Here is a 14,899-nt window from a genome sequence, read left to right on the forward strand (position 1 = left end):
CTCACCCTCAGCAACATCGGCTGGGGCTTTCCTCCGGGCTTTCGTTCTGCTGTCTTGCGTTTCCGACTCTATCAGACTCTTTCGGGCCTGACCCCCGGTCAGCGGGGTTTGCCTTCCGGGCTGTTGGGCCCTTCCGACTCCCCAAACTCTAGTGGATTTCCCCGGCGATTCATAATCGGCCTTCGGAAATGAATTCGGGCATGCCGAAATCTTTCCCAGTGGGAGATCGTGCTGAGTTGGGTGCCGCAACGAGGCGGCGGATTCGTTGTCGCCGAATCCTTCCGGCTCCGGGGCAACTCGAAGAACCTTACGGATCTGCGGAGGCTGTGTCAACCCCGGCGGTCAGCTGGGCGACTGGAGGTCTTCCACCCGGTCGAGCAGGCGCGTGAGCATGTCGCCGAGCACCCCGCGCTCCGCCGTCGAGAGGTCCTGGAGGAGGTCCTCCTCGAAGATCGTGGCCGCCCGCATCGCGTCCAGCCACTTGCTGCGGCCCTCGTCGGTGAGCTCCACGATCACGCGGACCCGGTTGGACTCGTCCCGCTCGCGGGTCACCAGGCCCTCCGCCGTCATGCGGTCGATCCGGTGGGTCATCGCCGCCGGTGTGAGGCCCAGCTGCTTCGCGAGCTCGCTCGGGCCCATCCGGTAGGGGGCTCCGGAGATGACCAGGGCCTTGAGGACCTCCCACTCCGCGTTGCTGATGCCCAGGGCGGCGGTCTGGCGCCCGTACGCGACGTTCATCCGGCGGTTCAGCCGGCTCAGCGCCGACACCACCTTCTCGACCTGGGGGTCGAGGTCCTGGAATTCGCGCTGGTAGACGGCGATCTGCTCATCGAGGCTCGGCTCGGGGACGGACGTGGTGCCGTCGGGGGTGTCACCCATGCCTCGAAGTATGGCACGAGCGCGTTGGCGTCTAACTCCTTCGGTGTGTACTGTTAAGGGTCGAACTTTAGGTATGAAGTCTTCAGTCTTCAGCTATCAAGGCAGGTGAGAAGTGACCAAGGTGATGGGCGCTGCGATGCGGCGGATCCAGGCCGGGAACGCGCTGACGGCGTTCGGCATCGGCTTCACGGTTCCGTTCCTCTACATCTATGTGGCGCAGGTGCGAGGTCTGGGCTCCATGGCCGCCACGAGCGCGTTCGTGGCCTTCGCCCTGGGCGCTCTCGTCGCGCTGCCCTTCACCGGTCGGGTCATCGACCGACGTGGTCCGGTGCCCGTGGTCATGGGTGCGGCCGTGGTCGCCTCGGCGGGCGCGCTCGCGCTCGGGCTCTCCACGGGGGTCGTGCCCATCCTGCTGTCCGCGCTGGCGCTGGGCGCCGGCCAGGCCGTGATGCAGCCGGCCCTGGCCACGATGATCGTGTGGTGTTCCACGCCGTCCACCCGGACCCGTGCCTTCGCCCTCCAGTTCTTCATGCAGAACCTGGGTCTGGGCATCGGCGGTCTCCTCGGCGGTCAGATCGTCGACGAGACCCGGCCGGGGAGCTTCACCCTGCTGTTCGGCATCGAGGCCGTGATGTTCCTGGTGCTGGCGGGTGTCGTCGCCACCGTGCGGCTTCCGCACGTACCGGCCATCAAGGACGCCCTGCCGAAGGACCCGGCGCAGGCCGGTGCCGGCGGCTGGAAGCGGCTGCTGCGGCACAAGGCCATGGTGCAGCTGTGCGTGCTGGGCTTCGTGGTGTTCTTCGCCTGCTACGGGCAGTTCGAGTCGGGTCTGGCCGCGTTCGGTACCGAGGCCGCCGGGATCTCCCCCTCCACGCTCGGTTTCGCGCTCGCCGCCAACACCGGTGCGATCGTCCTCGCGCAGTTCGTCGTGCTCAAGCTGGTCGAGAAGCGCCGCCGGTCGCGGGTGATCGCGCTCGTCGGGCTGATCTGGACCGGGGCGTGGCTGATCGCCGGGTTCTCGGGCCTGGGCCACGGCAGCGCGGTGATGGCCGCCGCCGCGTTCGTCACCACGTACGCGCTCTTCGGCATCGGCGAGGCCATGCTGTCGCCGACCCTGGCCCCGCTTGTCGCCGATCTGGCGCCCGAGGGCTCGGTGGGCCAGTACAACTCGGCTTTCGCGCTGGTCAAGCAGATGGCGTTGGCGCTGGGGCCGCTCGGGGTGCCGCTCGGTGCGGGCGCGCCGATGCTGTACATCGCGGTCTTCGTGCTGGTGTCGCTCGGGATCGCCGGTCTGGCGCTGCGGCTCGGCAAGGGCCTCACGCCGATGCAGGACAACCCGGTGCTGGCGAGCAGGATCGTCGCGCAGGGCGGTCCCGCCGTCGTGGTGAAGGAGCCCGTGCACGTGTAGCCGCATCGGTACGTAGGTACGTAGGTACGTAGGTACGTAGGTACGTAGGTACGTAGGTACGTACGGTGGGCAAGGCCCCGGTCCTCGTGGACCGGGGCCTTGCGCGTGTCCGGCTGCTGCGGCTACTTGTCCGGCAGGGCGAACTCGCACCAGACGGCCTTGCCGCCGCCCGGGGTGCGGCGGGAGCCCCAGGCGGAGGCGATGGTGGCGACGATGGAGATGCCGCGGCCGGTCTCATCGGCCGGTTCGGCGCGGCGGCGGCGCGGCAGGTGGTCGTCGCCGTCGGTGACCTCGATGATCAGCCGGCGGTCGGTGCGGCGCAGTCGCAGTCGCATGGGCGGGGTGCCGTGCTGGAGGGAGTTCGCCACGAGCTCGCTCGCCGCGAGGACCCCGAGGTCGCAGAGCTCGACGGGGAAGCGCCAGGAGGCGAGGACGCCCTGGGCGAAGGCACGGGCGCGCGGGGCCGCTTCGATGCCGCCGAGGAGTTCCAGGGCGGCGTTGTGGAAGAGCTCGGCGTCGGCGCCGGCGCGGGCGGGCTGCTGGAGCACCATCACGGCGACGTCGTCGTCGTGATCGGCGTCCACCCCGAGGGCGCGCATGAGGCGGTCGCAGATGACGGTCGGGGGGCCCTGGGCGCCGGCGAGGGCGCGTTCGAGCGCGGCGACGCCTTCGTCGATGTCCTCACCGCGGCGCTCGACCAGGCCGTCGGTGTAGAGGACGGCGGTGGAGCCGGGGCCGAGCGCGATGGTGCCGGAGGTGTGCAGCCAGCCGCCGGTGCCGAGCGGCGGGCCGGTGGGGTCGGCGGCTCTGCGTACGGTGCCGTTCTCGTCGCGGACGAGGATCGGCAGGTGGCCGGCGGAGGCATACGCGAGCAGGCCCTCGTTGGGGTCGTGGACGGCGTACACGCAGGTGGCGATCTGGCTTGCGTCGATCTCGGCGGCGAGTCCGTCGAGGAGCTGCAGTACCTCGTGCGGGGGCAGGTCGAGGCGGGCGTAGGCGCGGACGGCGGTGCGCAGCTGGCCCATGACGGCGGCGGCGCGGACGCCGCGGCCCATGACGTCGCCGATGACGAGGGCGGTGCGGCCGGCGCCGAGGGTGATGACGTCGTACCAGTCGCCGCCGACAGCGGCCTCGGTGCCGCCGGGCTGGTAGGTGGCGGCGATGCGCAGGTCGTCGGGCTGTTCCAGCTCCTGCGGGAGCAGGGAGCGCTGGAGGGTGACGGCGGCCTCGCGCTGGCGGCGTTCGCTGGCGCGGAGGCGCTCGACGGCCTCGGCGTGGTCGGTGACGTCGGCGAGGTGGATCAGGACGCCGGTGTGGTGGGCGTCCGCCTCGTGCGCGGTGGTGGGCCGGGGGAATTCGACGGGTGTGCAGGTGACGGTGTACGAGCTGCCGCCGCCCGGTGCGGTGCGGTTCTTGGCGGTACGGGATTTGCCGCTGCGCTGGACCTGGTCGAGGAGGGGGAGGAGGCCGAGCTCGCCGAGTTCGGGGAGGGCCTCGTGGGCGGGGGCGCCGGGGGTGCGGGCGCCGAAGCCCGCGGTGTAGGCGTCGTTGACGTAGGCGACGCGGTGCTCGGGGCCGTGGACGAGGGCGACCAGGGCGGGGAGCCTGCCGAGGACCTCGCGTACGGGGAGTTCGTCGAGGGAGGGCACGGCGGTGAGGACGCCGGCCCGCCGGGCGGGGGCCGTGCCGCTGCCCGGTCCGGTCCCGGCGCCGCCCGGATCGGTGCTGCTGCCGGAGCCGGTGCCGGAGACCGTGGGGTCGGCGGGGTGGCCGTCGGCGGCGGGCGTGGACCGCTCCGTTCCGGGGTCGGGACGGCCGCCGCGGGCTGCGGGGACCGCGCCTTCACCCCGCTTGGCCTGGGCGGCGTCATGTTCGGTCCGGGCGGCGGCGCGGCGCTGCGTTCCGGGAAACCGGGCGCTCCAGCGCGTGAAGTTCACTGCGTTCAAGCCTCGTGGTGTCGCGAGTGGTCGCTGTGTCGCTCGTGGGCGGTCGCTGACGGGACGATGTCACTCTGTGCAGGTGTGAGCACACCTATGGTCACACGTCCAGTGTGGCCGACCGCACTGACAACGTCAGCCCTGGCCGTTCTGCGGGGGGTTGGGAGCGAGGGGCGGGGGAGGTGTTCTGGGGCCGCCGCCGGCGGCCAGTTCGAATTCTGCCCTGGGGTGTTCGAGTGAGCCAAGGGAGACGATCTCACGCTTGAAGAGGCCTGAGAGGGTCCATTCGGCAAGTACGCGCATTTTCCGATTGAAACTGGGGACGCGGCTGAGGTGGTATGCGCGGTGCATGAACCAGGCCGGGTAGCGCTTGAGCTTGCGCCCGTAGACGTGGGCGACGCCCTTGTGGAGGCCGAGGGAGGCGACCGAACCGGCGTACTTGTGGGCGTACTCGGTCAGGACCTCGCCCCGCAGGGCGGCGAGGAGGTTGTCGGCGAGGACCTTCGCCTGGCGGACGGCGTGCTGGGCGTTGGGGGCGCACTCGCGGCGGGGGCCCTCGGCGTCCGGCGGGGCGGTGATGTCGGGGACGGCGGCGGCGTCGCCCGCGGCCCAGGCGTGCTCGACGCCCTCGACGGTGAGGAACGAGGTGCAGACGAGGCGGCCGCGCTCGTTCCTGGGAAGGTCGGTCGCGGCGAGGACGGGGTGGGGCTTGACGCCGGCGGTCCAGACGATGGTGCGGGTGGGGAAGCGGGCGCCGTCGCTGAGGACGACGACGCGGTCCTCGCACGATTCGAGCCGGGTCTCCAGCCGGACGTCGATGTTGCGGCTGCGCAGTTCGCGGACCGTGTAGACGCCCATCTCGAGGCCGACCTCGGGGAGGATGCGGTCGCTGGCCTCGACGAGGACCCACTTCATGTCCTCGGGCTTGATGTTGTGGTAGTACCGCGCCGCGTAGCGGGCCATGTCCTCCAGCTCGCCGAGAGCTTCGACGCCCGCGAAGCCGCCGCCCACGAAGACGAAGGTGAGGGCGGCGTCGCGGAGGGCGGGATCGCGGGTGGAGGAGGCGATGTCCATCTGCTCGATGACGTGGTTGCGCAGGCCGATGGCCTCTTCGACGGTCTTGAAGCCGATGCCGTAGTCGGCGAGGCCGGGCACGGGCAGGGTGCGGGAGACGGAGCCGGGGGCGAGGACGAGTTCGTCGTACTCCATCTCGACGGGGCCGGTGCCCTCGTCGGCGGTGGCGAGCGTGTTGATGGTCGCGGTCCGCTTGGCGTGGTCGATGCTCGTGGCCTGGCCGATGACGATGCGGCACCTGCCGAGGACGCGGCGCAGGGGGACCACGACGTGGCGCGGTGAGATCGCGCCGGCGGCCGCTTCCGGGAGGAAGGGCTGGTACGTCATGTACGGCTCGGGCGTGACCACCGTGACCTCGGCTTCTCCCGCTCTCAGCTTTCGCTGGAGCCGGAGCGCCGTGTACATGCCGACGTAGCCGCCGCCGACGATCAGGATGCGCGTGCGGGGCGGGGTACCGGGGGCCGTGCCCCGGGGGTTAGCAGCCTTCACCATCCCATGACGCAACGTGGCCGGGAGTTTGTCCACAGGCCCGGCACATTGTGTGACCGGTGGTGGCCCTGGGACGGGGCGGAAGAGGACCGTCGGGGGCGGCGGAAGTTCGCAGGTCAGGGCGGTCGGAGAGGGAGGTTCCGAGGGTGTGGGAGGGAAAAGTGGGAGTGAATGCTCCGATCGGGCGGTGGTCCGTCCGGGGCTGCCTCTTCTGAATTGACTCTGGCTCAACTATGTTCGTATCTCGTCGAGGACCGGGCCTGAGACCGTGGCCCCCCTCGGCGTGAAGGCGGGGAGTGTCTCCGGGGGGAGACAAATGATTACCGGGGGATACATATGAACATTTCCGATTTCCATGGTTCTGCGACCGCGCTTTCGGTCGAGAGCAACGGCCGCGCCATGACCGGCGCGACCACGCACGGTGTGGGCAGGTCCACGCCGCTGCGCGTCGACGCCCAGCGCAACCTGGAGCACGTGCTGCGTGCTGCCCGCGAGGTCTTCGGCGAGCTGGGCTACGGGGCTCCGATGGAGGACGTGGCGCGCCGCGCCCGGGTCGGTGTCGGCACCGTGTACCGGCGTTTCCCGAGCAAGGACGTCCTGGTCCGGCGGATAGCCGAGGAGGAGACCACTCGGCTGACCGAGCAGGCCAGGACCGCGCTGGGGCAGGAGGAGGAGCCGTGGCAGGCGCTGTCGCGCTTCCTGCGCACCTCCGTGGCGTCGGGCGCCGGGCGGCTGCTGCCGCCGCAGGTACTGCGCGTCGGCGGGGCCGCCGAGGAGGCGGCCGAGGAGGCGGAGGAGGCACGGGTTCCGTACCAGCGCCAGGCGGCCGAGGCTGCCGGGGCTCCCGGCCTGCGGGTCGTGGGCGGGGCGCGGGGCGCGGCCGATGACGAGCCTTCGGACGACGCGGGTGCGGGTGCGCTGCTGGAGGTCGTCGGCCGGCTGGTCCACCGGGCACGGGAGGCGGGCGAGCTGCGTGCCGATGTCACGGTGGCCGATGTGCTGCTGGTGATAGCGACGGCGGCGCCCGCGCTGCCCGACCCGGCACAGCAGGCGGCGGCTTCGACCCGGCTGCTCGACATCCTGCTGGAGGGGCTGCGTTCGCGGACGGTGTGATCCGGGCGGTTTCGGTGCGGGCCCGATGACGGGCCGGCACCGGGCCGGCGCGGTAGTCGGTAGCGAGTCGGCGCGGTAGCGGTCCGGCGCGGGGCCCGGTTGCGGTCCGGCGCGCTCCGATGGCGGTCGGCAGGGGTTCGGCTTCGACACCGGGGCGGCGGCGCTCCGTTGGCGCGGCCGGGGCCTGTTCGGGCATGCGCGCATGCCTGCCCGGACGGGTGGATGGTGCGCGGAGGGGTCCGAGGCGTGTCCGCCATGTGACACGCTTGCTCGGTGTACCGGTGGAGCGTGTCGTGCGGGAGCTTCCGCTATGAGCATTGACGGGCGTGAAGAGTCACCCGGTGGCGCCGGGGGCGATACCGAGGTGGGCAGCCTGCCCGCCGGGCAGGTGCCGGCGCAGCGCGAACCGGGCGGGCGCCGTGCACGGTCCTCGCGCTCCTCCGGCCCGGGCGGGGCCGGGGGCGAGCTGCCACCGTCCGACGGGGACTTGATCGCCCGGATGCGGGGCGGCGACGACGGTGCGTACGCGGAGCTGTTCCGTCGTCACGCCGACCCCGTACGGCGCTACGCGCGCTCCTGCTGCCGGGACGGGCACACCGCCGACGACCTGACCGCCGAGGTGTTCGCGCGGACCCTGCAGGCGGTACGGGGCGGTGCCGGGCCGGACCAGTCGGTGCGGGCCTATCTGCTGACGACCGTACGCAGGGTCGCGGCGGCCTGGGCCAAGACGGCGAAGCGGGAGCATCTCGTCGAGGACTTCGCGGTCTTCGCGGAGCAGGCGGCCACGCGCACCGAGAGCGGCGGCGGGATGTCGGGGCTGTCGGGGGACGACACCCTCGAACTCGGCGCGGACGTACGGGCGATGCGGGTGGCGGAGCAGTCGCTGGCCATGCAGGCCTTCCGGAGCCTGCCCGAGCGGTGGCAGGCCGTGCTGTGGCACACCACCGTCGAGGACGAGTCGCCGAGTGCGATCGCGCCGCTGTTCGGGCTGAGCGCCAACGCGACCGCTGTGCTGGCCAGTCGGGCCCGCGAGGGTCTCAAGCAGGCCTATCTGCAGGCCCATGTGAGTTCGGCGCTGAGTGAGGGCGGCGACTGCGCGCGGTACGCGGACCGGCTGGGCGCCTACGCGCGCGGCGGCCTGCGGATGCGGGCGGAGCGGGGACTGCGGGGGCACCTGGAGGAGTGCGTCAAGTGCCGGCTGGCCGCCGGGGAGCTCAAGGACGTCAACGCGGGCATTCCCGCGCTGCTTCCGGTGGCGGTCATCGGCTGGTTCGCCGCCTCGTACGCGGCCAAGGCCGCCGGGGTGGTGGCCGGTGGGGCGCTCGCCGCGGGCGGGGCCGGTGCCGCGGCCGCCGCCGCGGGCGGGTCGACGGCCGGAGGCGGTGCCGGTGCCGGTGCCGGTGTCGCCGGTACGGCCGGGGCCGGGGCTGCGGGGAGTACCGCCGGGGCCGGGGCCGGTGGTTCCGGGTCCGCGGCCGGGGGTGTTCTGGTCTCCGAGGGGATCGGGCTGCCGGCCAAGGCCGGTATCGCCGCCGGGATCGCGGTGGCCGCGGCCGCCGGGGTGGTGTTCGCGCTGGCCGGGGACGATCCCGAGCCGCAGGCCCGGGTGCGGCCCGCGCCGAGCGTGGCCGCTCCGGCCGCGCCGAAGGCTCCCCCCGCGCCCTCGCCGTCGGCGGAGCCGAGCCCGGCCGGGGCGGAGCCGCCGCCCGCGCGTAGCTCCGTACCGCCGTCGCCGAAGCCGACGCCGACGCCGGCGCCCTCGGCCTCTCCGACCGCGGCGGCGCCGGCGCCCTCGGTGTCCCCGTCGCCATCCCCCGGCCGGGAGAAGCCCGCGCCGACGCCGTCCCCGAGTACGCCCTCGCCGGAGCCGACGACGCCGTCGCCCGCCCCGAAGCCGCCGCAGTCGTTCCGGCTGGCCGCTCTGCCGCGCTCGGCGCAGGGCGACCACAGCGGCCCGGAGCTGCAGACGTGGCGCAGCGGGTGGGTGTGGCAGCGCTGGGGGCTGTCGGTGGGCGACCGGCGCTTCTCGCAGGGGATCACCGTGCACTCGCGTTCCTCGGTGGAGATCGCCCTCAACCGGCAGTGCACCACCTTCTCGGCGTGGGCCGGGGTGGACGACCTGTCGCTGTTCACCGACCGGTCGGTGCGGTTCGCCGTGTACGCCGACGGGCAGCGGCTGTGGCAGTCCGGCGTCCTCGGGCACGACGATCCGCCGGCGGCCGTCGAGGTCTCCGTCGCCGGGCGCACGTCGCTGCGGCTGGTGGTGGAGCGGGCCGGTCCGGGCAACCTGCCGACGCTGGCGAGCTGGGCCGACGCGGTGATCGGCTGCCGGTGACCGACGGCCGGTGACCGACGGCCCGGCGAGGCGAGGGCCCGGCGAGGCGAGGGCCCGGTGAGGCGACGGGCCGGTCCTCAGCTGCCGGTGAGAACCGTGACGACCTCGGTGGGGGTGAGCAGGGCGCCCGCGGCCTCCTCCCGCGCCCAGCGGTCGGGGCCGAGCAGTGCGCGGGTGCGTTCCGGCAGGCCGTCCACGACGGTCGCCTCGGGGGCCGAGCGGGCCAGGCCCGCCCGCCAGGCGGTGGCCGCCGCGAGGACCCGTACGGCCTCGGCGGGGCGGTCGGCGTCGGTCAGGAACCGGGCCGCCGCCTCGGCCATCCCGGCCAGCACGCGCTCGGCGCACCGCGCCGTGACCGCGGCCCCCAGGGCGGGCCCGATCAGGGCCAGGGCGGCCCCCGGCCCCTGTTCGCGTGCGGTGAGGACGGCGTCGACGGTGTCCAGCCCGGCGGTGAGCTGGCCCGGGACGGTGATCCGCTCGGTCTGGACGCGAGCGAGCTGGCACTCGGTCCTGGCCCGGCCGGCGTCACCTCGCTGGAGGGCGAGCAGGGCGCCGAGCAGCCGGGCGTAGGCGCTGACGTCGTACACACCGCCGTGCTGTTCGGCCTCCTCGTCGGCCTCGGCCAGGAGCCGTTCGGCGTCGTCGAGGTCGCCCGCGCTGTAGGCGACCTCCGCGATCCGGGCGATGGCGAAAGGCGCCTCGACGTGGGCCCCGACCTCGCGGGCCAGGCGCAGGCACTCCTCGAACTCGGTGCGGGCATCGGCGTACCGGCCGCGCGAGAGCGCGATCTCCCCGGCGGCGCTCGCCACCTGGGCACGCGTCCAGCGGTCGCCGACGCGCTGGGCGATCACGTGGAGTTCGGCGAGGTCGGCGTCGACGGTGGGAAGGCCTCCGGTGACGTCGATGGCGACGTGGGTGCGCAGCATCAGCACGACGCCCAGTTCCCATGCGCCGGCGTGGCGGCGGCAGTTCTCGACGGACCGGTCGAGGTCGGTGTGGAAGGCGAGGACGTCGCCGGTGAGGAAGGACGTGGCGGGCCAGAGGAATCCGGGGAAGAGCGTGGTCTCGGGGGAGCCGTGGCGGAACGCCGTCTTGATGCGCACGGCGAGGTCCCGGTACTCGGGGGTGCGGAACCTCTCGGCGGAGTTGCTCTCGGCGAGCAGGAAGATGTCGAAGACCTGCAGACGCATGTGGCGCCAGTAGGCGGGCGTGCCCTCGGGCGGCCGGACAGGGGTGAGGGCGAGGATCCGGCTGGTCCACTCGGCGCCCTCGGCGCGGTAGTTGCGCAGCCACCAGAACCAGCCGAGGGCGAAGGCCAGGCGCTGCGCGGACTCGACGTCGACGTCATCGACGGTCGTGGTGTGGAGGGCGGCGCGGAGATTGTCGAGTTCGGTCTCGACGAGCCGGATCCAGGGGAGCTGGGCGGCGGAGCGGATCAGGGGTTCGGCCTGCTCGGCGAAGGCGAGGTAGTGGGCGGTGTGGCGGCGGGCGGTGGCGCGGGCGTCGGCGGGGTGGACGGCGGCGCGTTCGGCGGCGTACTCGTGGATGGTTTCGAGCATGCGGTAGCGCATGCCGCGGTCCTCGTACGGTTCGGCCAGGACGAGGGACTTGTCGACGAGGGAGCCGAGGGTGTCGGCCACGTCCCGGGCGGCGTCGGCGTCGGCGTCGGCGTCCCCGAACGGGCCGGCGCAGACGGCTTCGGCGGCGGCGAGGTCGCAGCCGCCCGCGAAGACGGACAGGCGGCGCAGGACGGTCCGCTCGGCCTCGTTGAGGAGGTCCCAGGACCAGTCCACCACGGCCCGCAGGGTCTGCTGGCGGGGCAATACGGTACGGGCGCCGCCGGTCAGCAGCCGGAACCGGTCGTCCAGGCGGTCCGCGATCTGCCGCGGAGTCAGCAGCCGAAGCCGCGCCGCCGCCAGCTCGATCGCCAGCGGCAGCCCGTCGAGGCGGGCGCAGATCTCGGCCACGGCGGCCGGGTCCTCGTCCACGGTGAACCCGGCGCGGGCCGCCGCCCCGCGGTCGGCGAAGAGCCGGTGGGCCGGGTGGGGCGGCAGGGGTTCGACGGGACGGACGGTCTCTCCCGGGATACCGAGGGGTTCGCGGCTGGTGGCGAGGATCTGGACGCCGGGACAGTGGGTGAGGAGGCGTTCCGCGAGCTCGGCGGCGGCCTCAACCACGTGCTCGCAGTTGTCGAGCACGAGCAGCAGGCGGCGGCGGGCGCAGTGCTCGAGGAGGCGGGTGGTGGTGTCGGCGGCGGCCGTCGGGGCCGGGGTATCGCGGGCGACGAGGGTGTTCTCGCGCAGGCCGAGGGCGCTGAGGACGGCGCCGGGTACGGCGGCGGGATGGTCGAGGCGGGCGAGTTCGACAAGCCAGCCGGGCTCGGGGTGGGCGGCTGCGGCGTGTTCGGCGAGGCGGGTCTTGCCGGAACCGCCGGGGCCGGTGAGGGTGACGAGGCGGAGGCGGGCCAGGTCGTCGTGGAGGGCGGCCAGTTCGGGCTCGCGGCCGACGAAGGAGTCCAGCCGGGGCCGAAGGTTCCCCCGCACCGCCTCCGGCCGGCCGGACGGGTTCCCGGCGCCCCGCGAGACTGCCGCCGCGATCTGCGCAGCCTGCGGGGTCGGCAGGGGCTGCGGGTCCGCCTGGGTCTGCGAAGCCGACGGGGGCTGCGAAGCCTGCACAGGCCGGGAGATCGACGCAGACTGCGGAGACGCCGGGGGCGCTGCGGCTCGCTCGGTCGCCGGGACCTGTGGCTCCAGCGAGATCGACGCAGGCTGCGAGGGCGGCGCGGGCCGGGAGATCGACGCAGACTGCGGAGACGCCGGGGGCACCACGGCTGGTGCGGTCGGCGGGACCTGCGGAGCCGGCGGGGGTGCCGCGGTCTGCGGTGTTGCCGGGGGCTCCAGGTGCGCCGGGGTTGGTGGGGGCTGGGGTGGGTGGGGGTGGAGTAGTTCCGTGTGGAGGGCGGTGAGTTCGGGACCCGGGTCGGTGCCGAGGGCGTCGGCCAGGGCGCGGCGTGTGTGCTCGTACGCGGCGAGGGCCTCGGCGGGACGGCCGGCGGCGCGCAGGGCGCGCAGTTGCAGGGCCCGCAGCGGTTCGTCGTACGGGCTCACATGGACCAGTGCCTCGATTTCGGGCAGCAGCAGCGCCGGGGCGGTGGTGCCGCTGAGCAGGTCCGCCTCGATGCGTCGGCGCAGGGCGGCGGCGCGGCGGGCCTCGGGGGCGGTGGCGTGCGCGGTGCGGCCCGGCTCCGCCAGGTCGGCGAGGGCGGGGCCGCGCCAGAGGGAGAGGGCCGTGTGCAGGGTGCGGGCGGCGGCAGCGGGGTCCTCGGCGAGTTCCCGGTGTCCCTGGGCGACCAGGCGGGTGAAGCGGTGGAGGTCGACGTCGTCGCGGTCGGCGGCGAGGCGGTAGCCGCCGGTGGGGGCCGAGGGGACGGCGTCCCGGCCACCGAGGGCGCGGCGGAGACGGGCGACGAGCGCCTGGAGGGCTGCGGGGGCGTCCAGGGGCGGGGCGTCTCCCCAGACGTCGTCGACGAGTTCGGCGACGGCGGCCGGGCGGCCGGCGCGCAGGGCGAGGGCGGCCAGGAGTGCGCGCAGCCGGGCGCCGCCGATCGGGAGGGGGGCGCCGGTCTCGTCGCGTGCCTCGGTGACGCCGAGGATGAGGTACCGCACCCGCCAATTCTGCCCGGCCGCACGGCGGGTGGCGTCGGCCCTCAGGTGATCGAGGTGTCGCCGCCGGCCTCCAGAAGGGTGCGCAGGGCTTCGGCGACGGTGGCGCAGGTGGCCGGATCCAGCGGGGCGAGCAGCTCGGCGTACTGGCGAAGGTGGTCCTCGAACAGCGATTCGGTGAGCGCGATGCTCCGCTCGGTCAGCCGGATCCGGACGGTGCGGCGGTCCTGGCCGTCCCGCACCCGTTCGACCAGCCCCTTGGCCTCCATGCGGTCGATGCGGTTGGTGATCGCTCCGGAGGTCACCATGGCGGCCGGGATCAGGGCGCCGGCGGTGAGCGCGTAAGGGGGGCCGCTGCGGCGGAGGGTGAAGAGGATGTCGACCTCGCCCACCTCCAGGTCGCGTTCGGCCGCGAAGGCCTTGAGGTGCTTGTCGAGGATTCGGTTCATCCGCTGGATGCGGGCCAGGAGTTCGACCGGCCACAGGCCCGGCGCCAGCTCGGGGCGCTCCTGCGTCCACTGGTCGATGATCGCGTCCACCGCGTCGCTCATGCTGCCGCTCCCTCTTCCGCCGGCGTGCTCGCCCGCTCCGTTCCACCCGAGAATATCTCAACGTTGAGACACTTGACGTTGAGAGAACTGCCCTGATTTTATCTCAACATTGAGATTCTGAATCTTGAGATGAATCGGAGCGGGCGCCACCATGACCACGACCGCCACCCCTGCCACCGCGACCGCCAGGGCCGCCACGGAAACCACCACCGCCCCCACCCGGGCCGCGGCCCCCGGCCCGGCCGCCGACCGCGCACCCGTCCCCGTGCTGTGGCTGGCCCTGCTCGCCACCCCCGCGGCCGCCGCCGCCAACGCCCCCGTGCTGATCCTCCCGGACATGGCCGCCTCCCTCGGGGTGGCCACCTCGACGGCCGCCTGGCTCGTCGCCGCCTTCGCCTGGGCCATGGCGGTCTCCATCCCCCTGCTGGCCGGCCTGCTCCGCCGCCGCGGCCTCGCCCCCGTCCTCCGGCTGTCCGCCGTCCTCCTCCTCGGCGGCACGCTCCTCGTCGCCGCGTCCCCCTGGCTCCCCGCGACCCTCCTCGGCCGGGCCGCGCAGGCCGCGGGCGGCGCCGGCCTGGTGGCGGCCGCGATGAGCCTGGCCGGCTCGGCCCGCCGCATGGGCGTCATCAGCGCCGGCTTCGGCATGCTCGGCGCGTCCGGCCCCCTGCTCGGCGCGCAGCTCTCCCACACCGTGTCGTGGCGGCTCTCGCTCTCGGTGTCGCTCGTCTCGCTGCTGGCCGTACCCGCGGTGAGCAGGTACGCGAAGGCCCCGGCCACCAGCCCCGCCGCGCCGCAGGGCCGGTTCGACGCACGCGGCGCCGCGCTGCTGACCGTGCTGGCCACCGCCCTGGTCCTGCTCCCCCACGCACCGGCCGTCGCCCTCGGCTCCGCGGCCGTCGCCGCCGCGCTCCTCGCGCTCCACGTACGGCGCCGGCCCGACGGCTTCGTCCCGGCCGCCCTGGTCCGCAGCCCGCTCTTCGCCGGCTCGGCGCTGCTGGCGCTCGCGCTGTCGACCTCGTACTTCACGCTGCTGTTCGCCGTACCGCGGCTGCTCGGCGACCGCGCGGGCTGGGACGTCACCACGGCCGGGACCGGTCAGCTCGTCGCGCTGCTCACCGGATCCGCGCTGTCCTGGCTGCTGGCGGCCGGCTCGGCGCGCATGGGGCGGACGGCCGTGCGCACGGTGCTGGTCGCGGCCGGCACCCTGGCCGCGGTGCTCGCGGTGTTCGCGAGCTGGGGCCCGCTGCTCCTGACGGCCACCCTCGGCGGCGTGTTCGGCGCGACCGGCGCCAACGCGGTGCTGTCCATGCAGGCCGCGTCGAGCGTCCCCGACCCCCAGCGCCCCACGGCCATCGGCCTGTTCACCCTCTGCTACCAGCTGGGCGGCGCCTTCGGCCCCGCCATCGCCACGGCCCTCGTCCTCGGCTCCTGAACCCCGGCCACCACACGTA

9 protein-coding genes are annotated in these 14,899 nt (G+C 73.9%); 4 read left to right on the forward strand and 5 right to left on the reverse strand.

The genetic code is table 11. The features are described from left to right. Positions 1-342 precede the first annotated feature (342 nt). Positions 343-879 carry a MarR family winged helix-turn-helix transcriptional regulator gene (locus AAT21_RS15235; RefSeq protein WP_030666248.1) on the reverse strand — a complete coding sequence of 179 codons (537 nt, stop codon included), beginning with the start codon at positions 877-879 and terminating at the stop codon, positions 343-345. Positions 880-1,003: 124 nt separating this feature from the next. Between AAT21_RS15235 and AAT21_RS15240 the strand changes: the two genes are divergently transcribed. Continuing rightward, the gene (locus AAT21_RS15240; protein ID WP_046778358.1) at positions 1,004-2,287 is read left to right on the forward strand and encodes an MFS transporter; all 1,284 of its coding nucleotides are present in this window, start codon (positions 1,004-1,006) and stop codon (positions 2,285-2,287) included. Positions 2,288-2,409: 122 nt separating this feature from the next. Here AAT21_RS15240 and AAT21_RS15245 read toward each other — a convergent pair whose 3' ends face one another. Both AAT21_RS15245 and AAT21_RS15250 read right to left on the reverse strand, forming a co-directional pair. Then, positions 2,410-4,224, reverse strand: coding sequence for an ATP-binding SpoIIE family protein phosphatase (locus AAT21_RS15245; protein WP_046777472.1), 1,815 nt, complete (start codon positions 4,222-4,224; stop codon positions 2,410-2,412). Between the two features lie 135 nt (positions 4,225-4,359). Next, positions 4,360-5,790, reverse strand: coding sequence for an NAD(P)/FAD-dependent oxidoreductase (locus AAT21_RS15250; protein WP_046777473.1), 1,431 nt, complete (start codon positions 5,788-5,790; stop codon positions 4,360-4,362). Positions 5,791-6,123: 333 nt separating this feature from the next. Here AAT21_RS15250 and AAT21_RS15255 point away from each other — a divergent pair, with 333 nt between their 5' ends. Together AAT21_RS15255 and AAT21_RS15260 are read left to right on the forward strand one after the other, a co-directional pair. Further along, positions 6,124-6,900: a TetR/AcrR family transcriptional regulator gene (locus AAT21_RS15255; RefSeq protein WP_079025722.1), complete on the forward strand. Its 777-nt coding sequence runs from the start codon at positions 6,124-6,126 to the stop codon at positions 6,898-6,900. 310 nt (positions 6,901-7,210) lie between these two features. Further along, complete coding sequence (locus AAT21_RS15260) at positions 7,211-9,235, forward strand: sigma-70 family RNA polymerase sigma factor (protein WP_046777475.1); 2,025 nt, start codon at positions 7,211-7,213, stop codon at positions 9,233-9,235. Between the two features lie 77 nt (positions 9,236-9,312). Here AAT21_RS15260 and AAT21_RS15265 read toward each other — a convergent pair whose 3' ends face one another. Then, complete coding sequence (locus AAT21_RS15265; RefSeq protein WP_046777476.1) at positions 9,313-12,900, reverse strand: AfsR/SARP family transcriptional regulator; 3,588 nt, start codon at positions 12,898-12,900, stop codon at positions 9,313-9,315. A gap of 41 nt (positions 12,901-12,941) precedes the next feature. Continuing rightward, entirely contained in the window at positions 12,942-13,448 is a 507-nt protein-coding gene (locus AAT21_RS36800; RefSeq protein ID WP_046777477.1) for a MarR family winged helix-turn-helix transcriptional regulator, read from the reverse strand. A 151-nt stretch (positions 13,449-13,599) separates the two neighbouring features. Between AAT21_RS36800 and AAT21_RS15275 the strand changes: the two genes are divergently transcribed. Continuing rightward, complete coding sequence (locus AAT21_RS15275) at positions 13,600-14,880, forward strand: MFS transporter (RefSeq protein WP_046777478.1); 1,281 nt, start codon at positions 13,600-13,602, stop codon at positions 14,878-14,880. The last annotated feature ends 19 nt before the right edge of the window (positions 14,881-14,899 follow it).

Origin of the sequence: Streptomyces yangpuensis (assembly GCF_001005295.1) — a bacterium.
GTDB classification, from domain to species: Bacteria; Actinomycetota; Actinomycetes; order Streptomycetales; family Streptomycetaceae; genus Streptomyces; species Streptomyces yangpuensis.